Here is a 19,238-nt window from a genome sequence, read left to right as displayed (position 1 = left end):
AGGGTCGCTCCTCACTCATCGGTTCGTCGCTCACGGGGTGGTGAGCTTCTTCAGTGTCTCCACCAGGCGCTCCAGGCCGGGGATCTCATTGCTGAAGCTGTGATTCTCCTTGAGGTACTTCAGCCCCTTCTCGGCCGCCTCCAGGGCCTTCTTCTGGAACGCGGCATTGCCGAAGCTCCGCTTGGCCGCTGCCAGCGCTTCCTTGCCCGCCTTGCCGGAGAACGTGGACCGGTAGGTGATCGCACCGGACTTGTCGGCGGAGACGGAGACCTCGCCGGCGCTGCCCTTGCCCGGCAGCTTCACGTGGAAGCCCTTGGCGGCCCAGTCGTTGGCGATGGTGTCGATCTTGCATTCGGCGTTGTGGGCGAGGACCGGGGTCCGGCCCGCGAGCACGTAGTACGTGTGGATGGAGTTGACGGTGAGGTTGAAGACCTGCTGCGTCGCCGTCCGCGCGTCCGTGGCCGTGACCTTGACCGTCGTACCGGTCGGGGTGCGCAGCTCCCCGCCCGGCTTGATGTCGCCGGCCTTGACCCAGGCGCGCTTGTCGGCGAGCCAGAAGGGGTGGCCCGCGGTCGCGGTGACCGTGCCGGTGGCGTCGCCCTTGTCGCCGTCGGTGTCGACGGTGAGGTTCACCAGCTGCTTCACGCCGTTGCCGACGATGACGCCGTCGACGGGCTGTGATTCCGTCCGGCCCGTTTCGGGGTCGGTGGACAGGACGTTCTCGCCGGTCCGTACGTCCTTGATGGGCTTGACGGAACCGTCGGCCATCAGCACGGGCGTGCCCGGGGTGAAGCTGTTCTTGCAGGCCTTCCGCAGGCCGTTGATGAACCCGAGACCCTTGTCGCCGTACTTGGCGAGCTTGGCCGCCGTGGCGGCCTCACCGGCGATCGGGATGGCGGCAGCACAGGAGAGGGCGGCGTTGCCGTAGTCGCCCTCGGCCCCGTACCAGGCGCAGTTGACGCCGTTGGCGATGGAGCCGATGCCGGGCACGGCGCCCACGACGTCGAGGGCGAGGTGACCCCAGTCGCCCCAGCCCCAGCCGTCGTCCTCCTTCTCGGCCTGCTTGCGGAGCTCCTCCTCGCGCTCCTTGCGGAGCTGCTCCTCGCGGCGGCGGGCCTCGTCCTCGGCGCGCTGCTTGGCGACGGCGATCTCGTAGGCCTCGTCCGCGGCCTTGCCGGCGGCCTCGGAGTCCTTGCCCGCGGCCGTGGCGGAGGCACGGGCCTCGTCCGCGGCGGCGTAGGCCTCGTCGGCCGACGAGCGGGCCCAGGAAGCGGAGACGGCCGCGCGGGCGGCGGAGTTCTCCGCGTCACGGGCGTCGCGCTTGGCGGCGGCCTCGGCCTCACGGGCGGTCTTGGCCGACTTGGCCGCGTCCAGCGCCGACGCCGCGGCCTGCTTGGCGGAGTTCAGCGCGTCCGCCGCGTAGCCCTTGGCCTGCTTGGCGGAGTCCGCGGCCTGCCTGGCCCAGCCGTCTGCTTCCTCGGACGCCTTACGGGCGAGGGCCGCGACGCGCGCCGCCTCCGCCGCGTCCTGCTGAGCCGTCGCGGCGACCACGGAGGCCCCGGCGATGAGGCTCTTGACCTCGGCCACGTGGGTGGCGGTGAGCTGGTCCTTGCGCGCGGCCTTGAACTGGCCGTTCTGGATGAACGCGTGCAGCAGCAGCGGCGGCGACTCCAGGGCGACCCGGGCGGCCGCCTTGACCTCGGCGCCACCGGTGCTCAGCAGTTGCACGGCCTCGACGCGCTCGTCGGCCTCGCGGGCCGCGTACTGCCCCTCGTTGAGGAACTCGCGCAGCTTCGTCGGGGAGCCGTCCTTCAGCGCCGCCTTGGCCGCCTCCTGGATGCCCCGCTTGCTGTTGTTGGCGATCTGGACCACGCTCACGCGGTAGTCGTCGACCGCCGCCTGGTGCTGGCCGGTGCGGAGGAACTCGCTGATCTTCGCGGCGTCGCCCTTGAGGGCCTCCGCCGCGGCCTTGCGCACGGACTCCGAGTCGGCCTCGTCGACCAGTCGCTCGACGCGGGCGCGCTCGTCCTGCTGCGCGGCCGTCTTCCAGCCCGACCGCACGTAGGCACGGACCGCGTCGTCCGAAGCGGCGAGCACCGTCTCGGCGGCGGTGCGGCTCCAGGGGCCACGGGTCTTCATCGCCAGCAGCGCGACCCGACGGCCCTTCTCGGCCACCTGCTTGGTGTCCGTACCGGGCTTGGCGGCCTCGGTGGCGAGACGGGTCGCCTCCTCGTCCAGCGCCTTGGCCTCCTTGACGCCTTCGGCGGCCTTCGCCTTGCGCTCGTTGTCGGCGACCTTGAGGTCCTTGGCCTGCTCGATCGCCCCGGCGGTACGGGACTTGAGCTCCTCGTCCTCGACCTTGCGGGCGATCTCCTGGACGGTACGGGCCTTGTCCACGGCGTTGGACGCCACGTCGGCGGCCTTCTTGGCGGCCTCCGCGTGGGCGGTGGACTCCGAGGCGGCCTTCGCCGCCTCACCGGCGTGCTTCGCGGCCTCCTCGGCGGCTTCCGCCGCCTTCTCCGCGTGCTCGGCCGCCGAGGTGGCGGCGTCGCGCGCCTGGTAGGCCGCGCTCGCGGCCTGCTGGGCGAGCGACTGGGCCGCGTTGGCCGCGCGGGTCGCCTCGCGTGCGTGGCGACGGGCGGCGGCCGCGGCGGCCCTGGCGACGGCGGACTGCGCACCGGCGGCGTCGGCGTAGTTGCCGGCCTCGTCGGCCGCGTCCGCGGCGGCGGTGGCGTTGGCGCCCGCACCGGCCGCGGCTGCCGCCGCCTCACCGGCCTGGGTCGCCGCTTCGCCCGCCGCTACCGCTGCGTCGGCAGCGAGCCGTGCGCCCTTGGCGGCGTTGCGGGCGTCCTCGGCGGCCTTGCGGGCGGCCGAAGCCTGACCCGCGTCGGTCGCCGCGTTCGCCGCGGCGCCACGTGCGCGCGCGGCGGCCTCGGCGGCACCCGCGGCGGCCTCGGCCGCCTGCGACGCGGCACTCGCCGCGATGCGGGCCGAGGTGTTGGCCGCGCGGGCGGCGCCGATGGCCTCCTGGGCGGCCTCGGCGGCACCGGTCGCGGCTTCCGCCGCCCGGCCCGCGGCGTTCGCCGCCCGCTTGGAGTCCTTACGGGCCTCGTCGGTCTCCTTGGCCGCCGTCTGGGCGGCTTCCTTGGCCAGCTTCGCGGCCATCACCGCACGCTCGGAGGCTTCCTTCGCGGCGTCGGTCTCCCGCTTGGCGAGCTTGCCGGCCTCCTTGGCGCGCTCGGCCAGCTGGGCGACCGTGGAGCGCTCCTCGTCCCGGGCGCGGGCCACGTTCTGCCCGACCTCCAGGAACTCCCGGATGTCGTCGATGGAGCCCGCGAGGGCGACCTTGGCGGCCTCCTTCGTCGCGGGGCCGCCGGCGCTCATGATCTGCATGAGCCGTACCCGGTCGTCGGCCTCCCGGGCCGGGTACTGGCCCTCGTCGAGGAACCTGCGGATGTCCTCCGGCGTGCCCTTGAGCGCGGCCTTGCCGGCTTCCTGGACGCCGCTGCCGCCCGCGGTGACGATCTGCATGACCCGGACCCGCTGGTCCTGCTCCATCGGAGCCTGCCAGCCGCTCCTCAGGAACGTCCGCAGCTCCTCCCGGGAGCCGGCGAGGGCCTGCTTCGCGGCCTCGCGCACCCCACGGCCGCCCAGGGTGAACACCTGGACCGTGGCCACGCGGTCGTCGTGCAGTTCGGCGAGTTCCTTCTCGCTGTCGAGGAAGCGGCTGACATCCGCGTCACTTCCCAACAGGGCCGCTTCCGCGGCGGCCTTGACGCCGGGGCCGCCGGTCTTCCACAGGTCGACTATTCGGCCGCGTTCGGTCGCCGGGACGGGGTTGACGATGCTGACGTCGTCCGCCGCGTCGGCCGTTGCGGGGCTCGTGCCGAGCAATCCCGCGACAAGGGCCAGGGACACCACTGTCAGGCACGCACCGCGCATGCCGGTATTCGTCTGCCTTCTCGCTCTCGCGGAGTAGACACTTCTCTTCACCGAGTCGGCCCTTCCAACGTGCTTGGAGATGCCATGTATTGGCTGGCTGAGCATAAGCGCTGGTGAGGGACCGTCAACTCGCTTTATATGGAAGGCGAAATTCCGTCCGGGGAAAGGGACTTGATTATGCGTCGGGGCAGCCGGGTGATACGTTGCGACCGGGCCCTTTATTCGATGCTTATGCGCGGCGACGAGGCCGCGCGGCGATTAGGTGACTGCTGAAATAGCCGTCATTCGAAAAGGCGTGTCCGGGTAATGGGTGGGCGCCCTTCGTGCGTCCGCCGCCATCCGGCCCCCTTCTCGTCCGCGGCGAGATGTGACGCGAAGGCGTCATATGCCCTCTTCGTCCCCACTTGCCAGTAGCTTGGTGGCGGCGTCGGAGACGAAGGGGCACGGCATGGACCGCACGCGGTGGGCAGCGCTGCTGGCCCACCCGGCGCGGGTGCTGGTCGGTGCCTTCGTCGTGGTCATCGTGATCGGGGCCGGGCTGCTCATGCTGCCCGTGTCGGCGGAGAGCGGACGGGCCACGAGCGCGCTGACGGCCTTGTTCACCGCGACCGGCGCGATGTCCGGAGGGCTGTCCGTCGTCGACACCGGCCGGCACTGGAGCACGTTCGGCGAGGTCGTGGTGCTGAGCCTGATCCAGCTCGGCGGCTTCGGCATCATGACCCTCGCCTCCCTCCTCGGACTGCTGGTCTCCGGCAGACTCCGGCTGGGCCTCCAGCTGACCGCCCAGGCCGAGACGCAGAGCCTCGGCATCGGGGACGTCCGCAAGGTCCTGCGCGGGGTGGCCGTCATCACCGCGGCCGTGGAGATCACGATCGGCGTCTGGCTGACGCTGCGCTTCCACTTCGGCCGTGGGCAGCCCATCGGGGAAGCGGCGTACCAGGGGCTGTTCCACGCGGTGTCGGCGTTCAACAACGCCGGATTCGGGCTGCGCCCCGACAATCTCGTCGGCCATGCCCAGGACATCTGGGTCATGCTGCCGATCGCCCTGGCCTGCGTCCTCGGCAGCATCGGCTTCCCGGTGCTCCTCGAACTGCTGCGCAGCAGCCGCTCGGGCGCCTTTCTCCGGTCCGCCCGCCGCTGGTCGCTGCACACGCGGCTCACCCTCCTCACCACCGCCGCCCTGCTCGCCGCCGGAGGCGCCTTCACCCTGCTCCTGGAGTGGGGCAACCCCGGCACCCTCGGGCCCCTGTCCTGGCCCGACAAGCTCACAGGCGGCTTCTTCAACGCCGTCACCGCCCGCACGGCGGGCTTCAACAGCGTCGACGTCGGGGAGATGGAGCCCGCGACCCTGCTCGGCACCACCGTGCTGATGTTCATCGGCGGCGGCAGCGCGAGTACCGCGGGCGGAATCAAGGTCACCACCTTCGCCGTGCTGGCCGCGGCGATCCTCGCCGAGGCGCGCGGCGACACCGCGGTGGAGGTGATGGGCCGCCGGGTCGCGCCCTCGGTCCTGCGCGAGGCGCTGACCGTCGCGCTGCTGGGCGTGGGCGCGGTCATGCTCGCCACCATCGTCCTCCTGACCATCGGCGACGAACCGCTGGAAGCCGTCCTCTTCGAGGCCACCTCGGCGTTCGGCACCTGTGGGCTGAGCACGGGCATCACCGGCGACCTGCCCGCGGCCGGGCAGCTGATCCTGATCGCGCTGATGTTCCTCGGCCGGCTCGGCCCGATCACCCTCGCCTCCGCGCTCGCGCTGCGCGTGCGCGGCCGCCGTTACCAGCTGCCCGAGGAGCGACCCGTCATTGGCTAGTCACATGGACCGACTCCGCCGCGGCCCGCGCCGCATCCGCCGTACGTCCCGCCGGGGCGCCGCCGTCGGCCCCGGCGCCGACGACCTGCGGGTCGCGGTCATCGGGCTGGGACGCTTCGGGATCTCGCTCGGCACCGAACTCGTGCGCCGCGGCTGGGACGTCCTGGGCGTGGACAGCGACGCCGCCCTGGTGCAGCGGTTGCGCGACGAGCTGACGCACGCGGCCGCGGCGGACTGCACCGACCCCGAGGCCCTGGCGCAGCTCGGGGTGGCGGAGTTCCCGAGGGCCGTGGTGGGCATCGGCGACGATCTGGAGGCGAGCATCCTGGTCACCTCCAACCTCACCGACGCGGGCGTCCCGCGCATCTGGGCCAAGGCGGTCAGCCGTCAGCACGCCAGGATCCTGGAGCGGGTCGGCGCCCACCACGTGGTGCTGCCCGAGCAGGACATGGGGGAGCGGGTGGCGCATCTCGTCACCGGGCGGATGCTGGACTTCATCGAGTTCGACGACGACTACGCCCTGGCCAAGACCGTCGCACCCGCGTGCGCCACCGGGCGGCCGCTCGGTGAACTCAAGGTCCGTTCCACGTACGGGATCACGGTGGTCGGCATCAAGCGCGCCGGGGAGGACTTCACGTACGCCACCGCCGAGACGGTCGTACGGCCCGGGGACATCATCATCGCCACCGGGCGGACCCAGGCCGTGGAGACCTTCGCCGAAATGATGTGAGGCTCCTCGTAGGCAAGGCCCGTCCGGCGGATCCACGACCGCGGGCCGTGTCGTGCGCACTGCCGCCGTGCGGCGGTGTCCTCGACGCCGGACGGGCCGGAACGGGCTGAGGCCGGCCGAGATCAAGCCCGTCCGGCGCTTGAGGACGAGCCCGTGGGGCGTTCGCCGACGTCGGCGGCCGGCGCCTCCCCGAACCGTGCCAGCGCCAGCGCGCCCAGCACCGCCAGGACGAAACCCGCCACCGCCAGCGGGGCCATCCCCGGCCGGGTGCGGTCGCCGAGCCAGATCACGCCGACCAGCGCCGGGCCGAGCGTCTCCCCGATGACCATGCCGGCGGTGGCCGCCGTCACCGAGCCGCGCTGCAGCGCGGACGTCAGCAGCAGGAAGGCCGCGCCGCCGCCGAGGAGTACGGCATAGGCGGCAGGATTGGTGACCAGTGCGCCCGGTGAGACGTCGTCGACCAGGCGGACCGCCACCTCCACCACCCCGAAGCCGATGCCCGCGCCCAGGCCGAGGGCCGCCGCCCGGGCCCGGCCGGGGAGCTGCCCGGCCAGCGCGCCCAGGCCCAGCACCCCGGCCGCGACGCACAGGGTCCCCAGGCGCAGGGCCAGGGAGCCCGTCTCGTCCCCCTCCGCACCGGAGGACAGGCCCAGCATCGCGAGGCCCCCGCACACCACGCCCACCGCCGCCCACTCCACCCCGCTGAGCCGCACCCGCAGCACCCGGGAGGCCACCACCGCCGTCACCGCGAGGCTCGCGGCGAGCGCGGCGCCGACGGCGTAGATGGGCAGGGACCGCAGGGCGACCAGCTCCAGCGCGAAGCCGAGGCCGTCGAGGGCCAGGCCCACCAGATAGCGCCACTGGCGCAGCACGCGCATCAGCAGCACCGTGTCCACGCCCGAGCCGCTGCCGGGCGCGGTGGCCCGGGCCGCGACGGCCTGGAGGACGGACGCGGTGCCGAAGCAGACCGCCGAACCGAGTGCGCAGATCATCCCCAAAAGCACATACCGACTGTAGAACGCCCTGAGTTCCGATGCCGGGACGCGCCCCTTAGGGTGAACGGACTTCAATCGGTCCGAGTTGACGGGGGTCAGCCACATGGCAGCGAAGGCACGACGACGACTTCGGTCCAGTACGGTCGTATTGGGCGGAATGGGAGTGCTCGCCACCGCCCTGACGTCCTGCGGTTCCGAACCCGACAAGCGCTGTGTCGACCCGAACAGCTACGACGTCTCGCGCGGCTACAAGGTCGTCGACTCCAAGGCCTGCGGCAAGGGCGGCGGCAGCAGCAGCGGCGGAAGCGGCGGCAGCTCCTCCTCCGGACGCTGGTACTACGACGGCAACAAGTCCGGCGGCTTCTCCGACCGCGGCACGTTCAGCAAGAGCCAGGCCGTCGACCGCGGCGGCTTCGGCTGCTCCGGCTCCGGCTCGGGCGGTGGCTGAGCGAGCATGCGCCGCCATCGCACAGAGCCCCGGCCCGGCTGGCAGACCACCGTCGAGGAGCAGGGGCTCGTCTATCCCCTGACCCGCTACCCGGACGGCTCGCTGCGGCCCTACTGGGACGAGAGCGCGTACTACTCCTTCGCGCTGGAGGAGATAGAGGAGCTCGAGAAGGTCGTCGAGGAACTGCACGGCATGTGCCTCGCGGCCGCCGCGCACATCGTGGACACCGGCCGCTTCGCCGACCTCGGCATCACCGACCCGCGTCTCGCCGGCCTGATCGCCGAGTCCTGGCGGCGGCGCGCGGAACTGCCCTCCCTCTACGGCCGGTTCGACCTGCGCTACGACGGCGACGGCCCGGCCAAGATGCTGGAGTACAACGCCGACACCCCCACCTCGCTCGTGGAGGCCGCGAGCCCGCAGTGGTTCTGGATGGAGGACCGCTTCCCCGACGCCGACCAGTGGAACTCACTCCACGAGCGGCTCGTCGACTCCTGGAAGCGGCAGGCCCCCCTGCTGCCGCCCGGCGCGCCGCTGTACTTCGCGCACTCGGCCGACGACGAGCTGGGCGAGGACCTGATGACGGTCGCCTACCTGCGCGAGACCGCCGAACAGGCGGGCCTCGACACCCGGGCCGTCTCGATGGAGGACATCGGCTGGGACCGGCTCTCCGGCCGCTTCGTCGACGAGCGGTACGGCTTCGTGCGGGCCTGCTTCAAGCTGTACCCGTGGGAGTGGCTGGCCACGGACCGTTTCGGCCCGCACGTCCTCGACACCCTCGACAACGGCGGCGGCACCGGCTCCACCCTGTGGATCGAGCCCGCCTGGAAGATGCTGCTGTCCAACAAGGCGCTGCTCGCGGTGTTGTGGGAGCTGTACCCCGGCCACCCGAACCTGCTGCCCGCCTACCTCGACGGCCCCCGCGAGCTGGCCCACGGCCGCGGCTACGTCGCCAAGCCGCTCCTCGGCCGCGAGGGCGCGGGCGTCACCGTCCACGAACCGGGCTCCGCCGCGCCCGTCCGCGACGAGGCCTGCTGCTACCAGGAGTTGGCGCCGCTGCCCGACTTCGACGGCAACCGCGTGGTGCTCGGCGCGTGGGTCGTCGAGGACGAGGCGGCGGGCCTCGGTATCCGGGAGTCGTCCGGCCTGGTCACGGACGGCTACGCGCGCTTCCTGCCCCACGTGATCCTCTGACCGCCCCCGGGCGTCAGAACAGCTGCTGCTGCCCAGGCGTCGGCGGCTCGTCCGGGTCGAAGAGCCGGGGGGCCGTCGACAGCAGGGGCGCGGACTTGCGCGACCCCGGGCAGGAGATGAGCTCGAACGAGGAACGGCGGCCCGGCGGATCGTGCCGCGCGAAGCGACCGCCGACGACGGCGATCTCGCGGGCACAGACGGGACACGTACGGCGGGGAGAGGACATGACACCAGTGTGACGCAGCGCGCCCCCACCCCCGCGGGCCGGCGGCCCCGCGCCACCCGCGCGGGGTGCGTCAGAACGACTCCGTCGGCACGTGGGTGCCCCATACCTCGCGGAGCGCGCCGCACACCTCGCCGATCGTCGCCCGTGCGCGCAGGGCCTCCTTCATCGGGTAGAGGACGTTGTCTGTGCCCTCCGCCGCCCGCTTCATGTCCGACAGCGCCGTCTCCACCGCCCGCCCGTCGCGCCGGTCGCGCAGCTCCGCCAGCCGTCGGGTCTGGCGGGCCTCGATCGCCGGGTCCACGCGGAGCGGCTCGTACGGGTCCTCCTCCGCGAGCTGGAAGCGGTTGACGCCCACGACCACCCGCTCGCCGCTGTCGGTCTCCCGGGCGATGCGGTAGGCGTTGCGCTCGATCTCGCCCTTCTGGAAGCCGTGCTCGATGGCGGCGACGGCGCCGCCGAGGTCCTCGACACGGGTCATCAGGTCGAGCGCGGCCCGCTCGACGTCGTCCGTCAGCGATTCGACCGCGTACGAGCCCGCGAAGGGGTCGACCGTCGCCGTGACGTCGGTCTCGTGGGCGAGGACCTGCTGGGTGCGCAGGGCGAGGCGGGCGGACTTGTCGGTGGGCAGGGCGATGGCCTCGTCGAAGGAGTTGGTGTGCAGCGACTGCGTGCCGCCCAGGACGGCGGCGAGGCCCTGGACGGCCACCCGCACCAGATTCACCTCGGGCTGCTGCGCCGTCAGTTGCACCCCCGCCGTCTGGGTGTGGAAGCGCAGCATCAGCGACTTGGGGTCGCGCGCGCCGAACTCCTCGCGCATCACCCGCGCCCAGATCCGCCGGGCCGCCCGGAACTTCGCGACCTCCTCCAGGAGCGTCGTCCGGGAGACGAAGAAGAAGCTCAGCCGCGGGCCGAAGTCGTCGACGTCCATGCCCGCCGCCACGGCCGTGCGGACGTACTCGATGCCGTCGGCCAGGGTGAAGGCGATCTCCTGCGCGGGCGAGGCGCCCGCCTCGGCCATGTGGTACCCGGAGATCGAGATCGTGTTCCACCGGGGGATCTCGGCACCGCAGTACCGGAAGATGTCCGCGGTCAGGCGCAGCGACGGCTTCGGCGGGAAGATGTACGTCCCGCGCGCGATGTACTCCTTCAGGACGTCGTTCTGGATGGTGCCGTTCAGCCGCCGGGCCGGGACGCCCTGTTCCTCGCCGACGAGCTGGTAGAGCAGCAGGAGCAGGGCCGCCGGGGCGTTGATGGTCATCGACGTGGAGACCTTGTCGAGCGGGATGCCGTCGAACAGCGTCCGCATGTCCTCCACGGAGTCGATCGCCACCCCGACCTTGCCGACCTCGCCGCTCGCGAGGGGGGCGTCCGAGTCGTGGCCCATCTGGGTGGGCAGGTCGAAGGCGACCGACAGGCCCGTCGTGCCGTGGTCGATGAGCTGCCGGTAGCGGGCGTTGGACTCGGCGGCCGTGCCGAAGCCCGCGTACTGCCGCATGGTCCAGGGGCGGCCGGTGTACATCGTCGGGTAGACGCCGCGGGTGTAGGGGAACGCGCCGGGCTCGCCCAGCTTCTCGGCGGGGTCCCAGCCGTCGAGCGCCCCGGGCCCGTAGACCGGCTCGACGGGCAGTCCGGACTCGGTCGTCCGCGTGCCGTCCGACTCGCGTGCCATGCGTTCACGCCTCCCGCCGCCGTCACCGGCAACCACCAGAGCCTGTGCAACGGACTGTAGCGGCGGGGGAGCGGGCCGGGGCGGGGGCGCGCACGGGCACCCCGAGCGGGGGGAGGAAGGGGGGCGCGGGCAGAGCCGGGGGAAAGAGCTCCGCCCGCGCCGGGTGCGCAGAGCCGGCTGTTGGGGGAACTCCAGCTCATGCGCGGCCGATGACCAGTCGGCCCATTTCCTTCAGCGTCACCGGGTCGAAAAACGTCACACCGAACGTCACACCGTCGGAAGAATCCGGCGGAATGCCGTGGGGGACGGAGTGCGTCAGCGGGCCAGGACGTCGAACAGCGGCGTCGCCGGGGTGGGTGCCGGGAGCGCCGGCGGCAGGGGGACCGGGAGCGTCGGCGGCCGGGTGTGCGAGCCGCTGCGCGAGTGCGGTACGGGCCGTGAGCTGCGGCGGACGTCGTCCCAGTCGGGGACGGCGCCGCCCTTGAGGATCCGCTCGCAGAGGGCGCGCAGCTGCGCCGCGCCGCCCTGGGCGCGCTCCAGGGTGCGGACCTCGTCCTCGTCGACGCGCTGACGGGCCAGCAACAGACGGCACACCCGGGCGTACGCCTTGGGGTCCTGCTTGGCGCCGCCGTCCTTGTCGGTGCCGGTGCGGTCGCCGCCCTGGCCGGAGGTGGCCGAGGGGCTCTCGCCGGGGCCGTCGTCCTTGCCGTCCCGCCCGGTGGCCGAGCCGGGGCCCGGCGTCGCGGAGCCGGACGCCGAGGGTCTCTCGCTCGGCCGCCGGGTGCCGGTGGCGCCGGGCGAGGGCGTGCCGCCGTGGTCCCCGAGGCCGGGGGACAGGGTCCGCGTGTCACGGTCCTCGGCCGCCGACACGCTGGTGGCGGGCGCCGGTGCGCTGCCCGTGCTCCCGAAGGGACCCGGCAGCACGCCCGTTCCGGCGGCGACCGCGACCCCGCCGAGCGCGCACCCGGCCAGGGCCAGGGCCAGCGCGCCCTTGACGGGGCGGCGCAGGAACGAGCGGTTGCGGGCAGGGGTGGTGAGCCGCACGACGGGCTCGTCGGCAGCCACGGACGCACCGGAGGCACCGCCGCGCACCGAGCGCAGGGACGCCCGTGCGCCCGGGGCGCCTTCGGCCCGGGCCGCGCGGAAGGCGGCGAGCGCCGCTTCCTCGCCGGGCATCGGCAGGTCGGCCCCGGCTCCCGGCAGCGCCGGGGCGCGCAGGTCGGCGAGGCTCGCGGCCAGCCGCTCGGCGGCGGGCCGGGTCTCTTCGTCCAGAGCTGCGGAGTCGACCGTTCCGCCGCGCAGCAACCGCTCCACGGCGTCGTCATCCAGCCAGTCGTACCGGTGGTCGTCCGCCATCACATGTCCTTCTGCGTCCGCGGCCGCAATTGCGTCACACCCGCAGAACCGTTGGCTCCGGGGGGCGACTGCCGCTGTCCGGGGATCTGGTCGGCCGACTGCTGGCCGGTTCCGGCCGTGACCAGCTCGGCCAGCCGCCGCAGGCCCCGGTGCGCGGCGGTGCGCACCGCGCCGGGGCGCTTGCCGAGCACGCCCGCGGCGCTCTTCGCGTCGAGTCCGACGACGACGCGCAGCACGACGGCCTCGGCCTGGTCCTGCGGGAGCTGGGCGATCAGGGCGAGGGTACGGCCGGTGCCGAGGGACTCCAGGGCCTCGCCCGCGGTGTCCGCGTCGGCGGGGCGGCTCGCGAGCTCGCTCTCGTCGCCGCCGACGGCCGGGCGCCGCCCGCGCATCCGGATGTGGTCCAGCGCGCGGTTGCGGGCGATCCGGGCCGCCCAGCCGCGGAAGCGGTCGGCGTCCCCGGAGAACCGGGCGAGGTCCCGGGCTATCTGCAACCACGCCTCGGACGCCACGTCCTCGGCGTCCGCGTCACCGACGAGCGATCGCACGTATCCGAGCAGCCTGGGGTGCACGGACCGGTAGACGGTACGGAAAGCCGTCTCGTCCCCGTTCTGCGCCGCACACACCGCGACGGTCAGCTCAGCGTCGTCCCCCTGCACGCCCTCATCCTGCCCCACTGACGAAAACCGAACTTCAGTAGCCCGCCGGACCGCTGCCGAAAGGATTCTGCGCAGGGCCGCCGGGGCCGTACGGGGAACCGGGCTGCGGACCGGGCTGTGCGGGCGGGTATCCGGGGAAACCGGCCTGGGGATGTCCGGGCTGCGCGAAACCGGCCTGCGGGTATCCCGGCTGCGGGTAGCCGGGCTGGGGGAACCCGGCCTGCGGGCCCGCCATCGCGCGCTGCTCCTGCATCTTCGTCAGCTGCCCCACGAGGAGCGCCGCGAGTACCGCGGCGACGAGGAACAGCAGCCGGGAGAAGACGGTGAAGGAGACGCCCGTCATCAGGGTGTGGATGTCGTCCTCGACCGCGGAGGCGTCGTAGCCCCGGGCCCGGATCTTCACGTCGGCGCCCGAGTAGGTGGCCGACCCGACGAGGCTGAACGCCATGCCCGTGACCCACAGGGTCCACCAGGAGTTGAGCAGCCCCTTGCGGACGTTGTGCGGGCCCGCCGGGGAGCTCGCCCGGTAGATGTCGTTGGCGATCTGCTTGGGGAACCAGAGGTTGACGACCGGCGTGAACCACGCGCCCGCCGCCCAGCCGGCGCCGAAGCGGTGCGTGCCCGGTGCGAAGTACTCCGCGTTGAGCCGCGCCCGCCGGAACCAGATCACCCAGAGCACCGCCGTGGCGGCGATCAGCAGCAGGTACAGGAAGTCCACCCCGACGGCGAAGGCCTCCGCGTCGTCGACCTCGCGCGCGGCCGACAGCGACAGGCCCGAGTCGAGGAAGTCCTGCAACGCCGCCCGGTGCCTGCCGCGCGCGCCGATGACCAGCAGCAGCATCGGCACGTTCACCCACAGCAGCACGGTCAGCGCGATGCGCACCCCGCGGCGCAGGTCCACGCCACCGACGGGCAGCGCCCCGGCGTACGGGTACGGCGGGGCCGGCACGCCCATCGGCGGCGCCTGCTGGTACGAGCCGCACGCCGCGCAGCGGCCGTCCGGACCGACGGCGACAGCGCGGCAGTGACCGCACGGATACATCTTCTTCAGCCCCCAGGGGATGTGGCCGTAACCCCGGCCACCGGGAAAAGGCAGTGACGATCGCGCCCACCAGGGGCGGAAGAGGGCACGTTACGGGCTCGGGCCCGGCCGCGTCCACACCGCCCCCCGCCACCCGGGCACAACGGATTCCGATCGCGGGTGTGACGCAATCGCGGGTCTTGGCGCTGTAGGAAGTGCGGGCCACTCCATGGTTCGCACCGGACGGCGGCCGGGGCCTCTCCTGTGGGGGGTGGCGGCCCCGGCCGTCCTCCGTCCGGAGCCGCCCCCGGCTATTCGGCCGCTTCGTCGGCGACGTCCTTGACGGTGATCGTCAGGTCGTTGGTCACCGTGAAGTACGGGCGCAGCCGCACCTCCCCACGGGTCGCCGCCGGGAAGGTGTCGATGCCCTTGCGGTCCGCGAAGTCCCCGCCGATCCGGCCGACGCGCACCAGTGCGGCCCCCGCCGCCGGGCGCACCCACAGGTCCCACAGATCCTGCTCGTCACCGCGCCGCGTCTCCATCGGCCCGTACGGCAGGCAGCCCGTGCCGCCCGCGAGCGGCGCGCGCACGTCACCCACCGAACCGTCGCCGCCGCGCAGCCGGGCGACCAGCTCGGCGCCCTCGCCGAACGCCGTGCCGTGGGCGGCGAGGGTGAGCGTGACGCCGTCCGCGCCGACCCGCACCTCGGTGACCTCGGCGTGCTCGGCGCGCAGCCAGGTGCGCACGGCGAGGAAGCCGTCGCTCGTCCCGTAGGGGACCCGGGCGGCGACGCCGTCCGCCGTCGCCGCGAGGGGCAGGGTCAGCAGCGCCTTCTGCTCGACGAGCCCGGCGGCCAGCCGGCGCCGGGACTTGTCGCCGGAGCGCTCGACGTAGCTGTCCCAGCGGCCCTCGGGCAGGGCCGCGTGCTCGAAGCGGGCCTCCGCCCAGCCGCCCGGCTCCCGGCGGCCCGTCAGCTTGGCGCGCACGCTCTCCTTGCCCTTGGTGCCGCGGTGACGGAGCAGGAGATGGGTGTCGGCGTCGGTGAGCTGCTCGGCGCGCAGCCGCACGGTCAGGGTGCCGTCGGCCTCGACGGCACAGCGGGCCACGGGGTGGGCGATCTCGGTCTGCGGGGCGGGGGCCGGGGCGCCCTTGGCGCGGCCGCCGCCGAAGAGACCGCGCAGCAGCCCCTTCTTCTTCTCGGCCGTCGATCCCGGGCGGAGCTCCTCGAAGAGTTCCTCGTAGCGCTGGGCGATCCGCGCGGGCTCGTAGCGGTGGGCGGTCTCGCGCGCGGCGGCGCCCAGGCGGCGGCGCTGCTCGGCGTCGCCGGTGAGCTTCAGCAGGGCGTCGGCGTAGGCGTCGACGGCATCGGAGTCGTCGAGCGGGACGAGCACGCCGTCGGTGCCGTCGGTGAGGATCTCGCGCGGGCCGTAGGGGCAGTCGGTGGCGATGACGGGCAGGCCCGCGTGCATGGCCTCGACGATGGTCATGCCGAAGGACTCGGCGTCGGAGGCGACGGCGGCGACGGAACCCTTGGACCACTCGGTCTCGATGGGCGAGCGGGCGCCCATGAGCGTGATCCGCTCGTACAGGCCCAGCTCCTCGATCTGCTTGCGCAGCTTGGCCTTGGCGGGGCCGCGGCCGTAGATCCGCAGATTCCACTCGGGGCGCTCGGCGGCGACCTTGGCGAACGCGGCGATGAGCCGGTCGTAGCGCTTGACGGCCACGAGGCGGCCGGCCGAGACGATCGTGTTCGAGTCGCCGGTGGAGGGCTCGGCGGCCGGGGCCGGCACGGCGTTGGGGATGGAGAGGATCTTCGCGTGGGTGTCGGGGAGGGCGTCCCGGTAGTGCCCGGCGTCGGCCTCGGAGACGGTGGCGAAGGCGTCCAGCGCGGCGATCGCCGGGTCCATCACGGCGTGCAGCTCGGGGACGTGCGCCTCGTGGGTCAGGTGCTCCTGGCCGAGGCGCAGATAGCGGTCGCTGCCGTACTTCGCGAGGTAGCCGATGAGCTTGGGCCGGGTGGCGATGACGACGTCGGCGTCGGTGGCGGCGAGGTGGGCGGCGACGCGGTCGTCGGTGAGGGCGGTCGAGGCCATCCGGCCGTTGTCGATGCGCTCGTCACGGAAGATCTCGCTCGGCAGCTGGTTCCGCGGGGCCGCGTACTCGTCGCCCTCGGTGCCCTCGCGCAGATCCACGAGGGGGGTCAGGCGCACCCGTGGGTCGATGGTCAGCTCTGGGTCGTCCACGGGGCGGTTGACGCTGACGATCCGCACCTCGTGCCGGTCCGCGAGGGCGGCTGCGAGGTTGACGGTCGAGCGGATCGTGCCGCCGATCCCGTACGCGTTGTGAAGCAGGAATTCGATCTTCATCGGGCCCTCGTTCAGATGCGCGGGCGCGCGTGCGCGCACTCCGCCGTGGAGAGTACGCGGGCATCCCGAATCTGTCCTTCCGTATCCGCGTGACGAGGGGACGGCCCACGTGGTTCACCCCCGGAGGCTAAGCCCCCGGCGCCCGGACACGCCCGGCGAGTGCCGAGAAGTCCCTCCACGGCAGGGTCGGCGGGCGCGGATCCCACAGCCGCTGGGCGAGCGCGGCCAGCGGCAGCCGGATGCCGTTCGCCACCTGCTGCGGGGTCTGCGCGCCCGCCCGGTCGCACCAGACGGCGAGCCGGCCGCCGAGGATCCGCGAGGGCCCGGCGAGGTTCGCCGGGACCGCGGCCCGGCCGCGCAGCACCGCCGGGGACCACTGCTCGTAGATCCGCTCACCGGTGGGGTAGCGGAACTCGTTGGGCTCGCCGAGGACGTAATAGAGGTACTCGTCGTTGAGATTGACCACCGGGCGTCCCTCGTTCAGGTACTCCACCGGCTCGCGGGCCCCCAGCTCCTTGCCGGTCCAGTACTCGACCTCGATGTCCTTGTCGGCGGTGACCACGCCGCCGCGGAAGAAGCCGTCGTTCCAGGCCTTGGCCTTCTTGCCGAGGGTGCGCAGCACGGCGGCCCGGTCGTTCAGCCAGCCCGCGGCCAGGTCCTGGACGCGGGCCTGGGGGCCGTACTTCGCCCGCGCCTGCTCGGCCAGGCGGGGGTAGGAGGCCTGCGGGTCCTTCGCGAACAGCGCGCGGTACTCGTCGGCTCCCAGGTGCCAGTACGGGCCGGGGAAGAGCGGGGCGTACTCGCGCAGCAGGTCGTCCACGATGCGCGCGGCCTGGGGGTCGGTGACGTCGACCGCGCCCTCGGCGGGGGTCCCGGCCCGGTTGCGCAGCTCCAGGGCGGGATGGGCGTCCGTCACCGCGCCGAGGTGGCCGGGGGAGTCCAGCTCGGGGACGACGGTGATGTGCAGCTCCCCGGCGAGCGCGACGATCCGGCGGACCTCGGCCTTGGTGAGGTGCTGCGCGGAGACGACCTCGGGGTGGGAGTCGCTCGCGATGCGGAAGCCCTGGTCGTCGGAGAAGTGCAGACCGAGCATGTTGAGCTTGAGGTCGGCCATCTCGCGCAGCCTGGCTTCGATCCACTCGGCGGGGAAGTGCTTGCGCGCGGTGTCGATGTTGAGGCCGCGCTGCGGCCGGTCGGGGCTGTCGCGCACGACGCCCTCGGGGACGCCGCCGCCGGAGCGCACGGCCTGGACGACGGTCCGGGTGCCGTAGAAGACGCCCGCCTGGGCCGCACCGGTGATCAGGACCTTGCGGTCACGGGTCGTCAGCTCGTACCCCTCGGAGCCGCCGCTCTGGCCCGGGCGCAGCGCCAGCTCGATGTCGCCCGGGCGGGCGGGGCCGCCGGAGGAGGCGAGATTGAGGTCCTGGGCGAGCCGGCGGCCCTCGTCGGCGAGCGGGCCGCCCGGGTCGGTGACGACCCGGGCGCCGGTCGTGGGCCGCCAGCCGGGGCCGCTCGCGGCGGTGAAGGACCGTACGGAGGGAATGGTGCGCGGCGGCCCGGCCGGGACGGCGGCGAAGGCCGGGGCGGAGGACGTCGCGGCGGCGGAGGTGCCGGGGGAGGTCGCCGCGCCGGACGGGGACCGGGAGTCGAGCCGGGTCGGGGTCGGGGCGTCGCCCGCGCCGCCGCCCCCCGGGCAGCCCATGAGGCTCATGGTGGCGACGAGCGAGAGGCTCGCCACGATTCCCCGGGCGATCGGCGTGCGGGTGATCGGAGCGCGGGTGATCCTGCCAGGTAGTCCCATGGAGCAAATCTCCTATTTGGTGCGACTCTGGGGCGAAGGTATTGCCCTTTGCCCCTCCCGGCGTCGACTACGCGCCCGAAACCCCTCTCGTCCGAATGAAATTCGCGCATCCGTCGGACAGTGGCTGAGATGCATCGTTACCGTGGCGTACACCTTGACGTCGTGACGTCTCGTGTCGGCGTCGATGACGTCTCAGCTTGGCTTCCCGGCCGCCGCTCCCGCCGCAGTTCGTCACTCCCGCCCCGTACTGCCCGGTCCTGCCTTTTTCTGCCGCTTTCTCGTTACTCCTCTTCTCCGTCCCTTTCCAGCCCTCTGCCGCTGTCCGTTTCCACCCGTGCCCCGTCCGTGCCCCGTCCGTCCCTCTTCGCCCGTCCCCCGAGGAGCCCACGCTGCACGACCTCGCCCCCTTCGACCGGCTCGACGGCCTCGACCGGCTCAACGCCGCGGACCCGGACGATGCCGAGGCCGCCCTCCTCGTCTGCTGCGGCAGCCGCCGCTGGGCCAGGCGGCTCGCGGCCCATCGCCCCTACCCCGCCCCGGACGCCCTGCTGGCCGCCGCCGACGCCGCGGGTCACGCCCTCGGCCGTGCCGACCTGTCCGAGGCGTTCGCCGCGGAGGCCGCCGGTGCGTTCACCCCCGCGCAGACCCGTGCCGTCGGCGCACTGCGGGCCGCGCACGCCGCGTACGAGCGGAGATTCGGCCATGTTTTCGTGATCTGTCTGGACGGCTGCCGCCCCGAGGAGGTCCTCGGCCGGCTCCTTTCGGCCCTCCGCGCCCGCCTCGCCGCCCCCCTCCACGAGGAGCACGCCACCGCCGCCGGGGAACTGCGCCGCATCGCCCGCGGCCGCCTCACCCGGCTGGCCCAGGGCACCCTCGCGCCCCGCGGCGGGGGACCTGCGTGGGGCGTACGGGAGTGCCAGGGGAGCCGTCAGTGACGTTTTGGTCGCGAGATCGGACTCGTATGAGCGGCAGGCCGAAGTCGCACCTATCCTGACAAAAGCCCCATCCGTATCGGACACGCTGG

The 19,238-nt window shown here is 73.3% G+C and carries 14 protein-coding genes; 5 read left to right on the top strand and 9 right to left on the bottom strand.

What is annotated here, in order from left to right:
- Positions 1-30 precede the first annotated feature (30 nt).
- The gene (locus FHS38_RS11240) at positions 31-3,942 is read right to left on the bottom strand and encodes a polymorphic toxin-type HINT domain-containing protein (protein WP_184733314.1); all 3,912 of its coding nucleotides are present in this window, start codon (positions 3,940-3,942) and stop codon (positions 31-33) included.
- Positions 3,943-4,390: 448 nt separating this feature from the next.
- Here FHS38_RS11240 and FHS38_RS11235 point away from each other — a divergent pair, with 448 nt between their 5' ends.
- A complete protein-coding gene (locus tag FHS38_RS11235) occupies positions 4,391-5,752 on the top strand; it encodes a TrkH family potassium uptake protein (protein WP_184733313.1) in 1,362 nt (453 codons plus the stop codon).
- A gap of 4 nt (positions 5,753-5,756) precedes the next feature.
- On the top strand, positions 5,757-6,482 hold the full coding sequence (locus FHS38_RS11230) for a potassium channel family protein (protein WP_184733312.1): 726 nt from the start codon (positions 5,757-5,759) through the stop codon (positions 6,480-6,482).
- 122 nt (positions 6,483-6,604) lie between these two features.
- Here FHS38_RS11230 and FHS38_RS11225 read toward each other — a convergent pair whose 3' ends face one another.
- Entirely contained in the window at positions 6,605-7,474 is an 870-nt protein-coding gene (locus FHS38_RS11225; RefSeq protein ID WP_184733427.1) for a DMT family protein, read from the bottom strand.
- A gap of 106 nt (positions 7,475-7,580) precedes the next feature.
- On the opposite strand from FHS38_RS11225, the gene FHS38_RS11220 reads away from it, so the two are divergent.
- Both FHS38_RS11220 and FHS38_RS11215 read left to right on the top strand, forming a co-directional pair.
- On the top strand, positions 7,581-7,925 hold the full coding sequence (locus tag FHS38_RS11220; RefSeq protein ID WP_184733311.1) for a hypothetical protein: 345 nt from the start codon (positions 7,581-7,583) through the stop codon (positions 7,923-7,925).
- Between the two features lie 6 nt (positions 7,926-7,931).
- Positions 7,932-9,116 (top strand): glutathionylspermidine synthase family protein, encoded by a 1,185-nt coding sequence (locus tag FHS38_RS11215; RefSeq protein WP_184733310.1) that lies wholly within the window; start codon positions 7,932-7,934, stop codon positions 9,114-9,116.
- Positions 9,117-9,129: 13 nt separating this feature from the next.
- Here the strand turns inward: FHS38_RS11215 and FHS38_RS11210 are convergent, their stop codons facing one another.
- From FHS38_RS11210 to FHS38_RS11180, 7 genes are all read right to left on the bottom strand, one after another.
- A complete protein-coding gene (locus FHS38_RS11210; protein ID WP_130879522.1) occupies positions 9,130-9,342 on the bottom strand; it encodes a hypothetical protein in 213 nt (70 codons plus the stop codon).
- A gap of 70 nt (positions 9,343-9,412) precedes the next feature.
- Positions 9,413-11,011 (bottom strand): acyl-CoA mutase large subunit family protein, encoded by a 1,599-nt coding sequence (locus FHS38_RS11205; protein WP_184733309.1) that lies wholly within the window; start codon positions 11,009-11,011, stop codon positions 9,413-9,415.
- A gap of 315 nt (positions 11,012-11,326) precedes the next feature.
- Entirely contained in the window at positions 11,327-12,367 is a 1,041-nt protein-coding gene (locus FHS38_RS11200) for a hypothetical protein (RefSeq protein ID WP_184733308.1), read from the bottom strand.
- Positions 12,367-13,026, bottom strand: a complete 660-nt coding sequence (locus FHS38_RS11195) for an RNA polymerase sigma factor (protein ID WP_184733307.1) — start codon at positions 13,024-13,026, stop codon at positions 12,367-12,369. The genes FHS38_RS11200 and FHS38_RS11195 overlap by 1 nt, the downstream gene beginning before the upstream one ends.
- Positions 13,027-13,060: 34 nt before the next feature.
- Positions 13,061-13,981: a DUF4328 domain-containing protein gene (locus FHS38_RS11190; protein ID WP_184733306.1), complete on the bottom strand. Its 921-nt coding sequence runs from the start codon at positions 13,979-13,981 to the stop codon at positions 13,061-13,063.
- Between the two features lie 377 nt (positions 13,982-14,358).
- Positions 14,359-16,413, bottom strand: a complete 2,055-nt coding sequence (locus FHS38_RS11185; protein WP_184733305.1) for a glycosyltransferase family 4 protein — start codon at positions 16,411-16,413, stop codon at positions 14,359-14,361.
- A gap of 127 nt (positions 16,414-16,540) precedes the next feature.
- The gene (locus FHS38_RS11180; RefSeq protein ID WP_184733304.1) at positions 16,541-18,214 is read right to left on the bottom strand and encodes a beta-N-acetylhexosaminidase; all 1,674 of its coding nucleotides are present in this window, start codon (positions 18,212-18,214) and stop codon (positions 16,541-16,543) included.
- A 197-nt stretch (positions 18,215-18,411) separates the two neighbouring features.
- Between FHS38_RS11180 and FHS38_RS11175 the strand changes: the two genes are divergently transcribed.
- On the top strand, positions 18,412-19,149 hold the full coding sequence (locus FHS38_RS11175; protein ID WP_229822216.1) for a 2-oxo-4-hydroxy-4-carboxy-5-ureidoimidazoline decarboxylase: 738 nt from the start codon (positions 18,412-18,414) through the stop codon (positions 19,147-19,149).
- Positions 19,150-19,238: the final 89 nt, after the last annotated feature.

Source organism: Streptomyces netropsis (assembly GCF_014203545.1).
In the GTDB taxonomy this organism is placed as follows: Bacteria; Actinomycetota; Actinomycetes; order Streptomycetales; family Streptomycetaceae; genus Streptomyces; species Streptomyces netropsis.
This window is presented reverse-complemented; position numbering and strand designations above follow the sequence as displayed.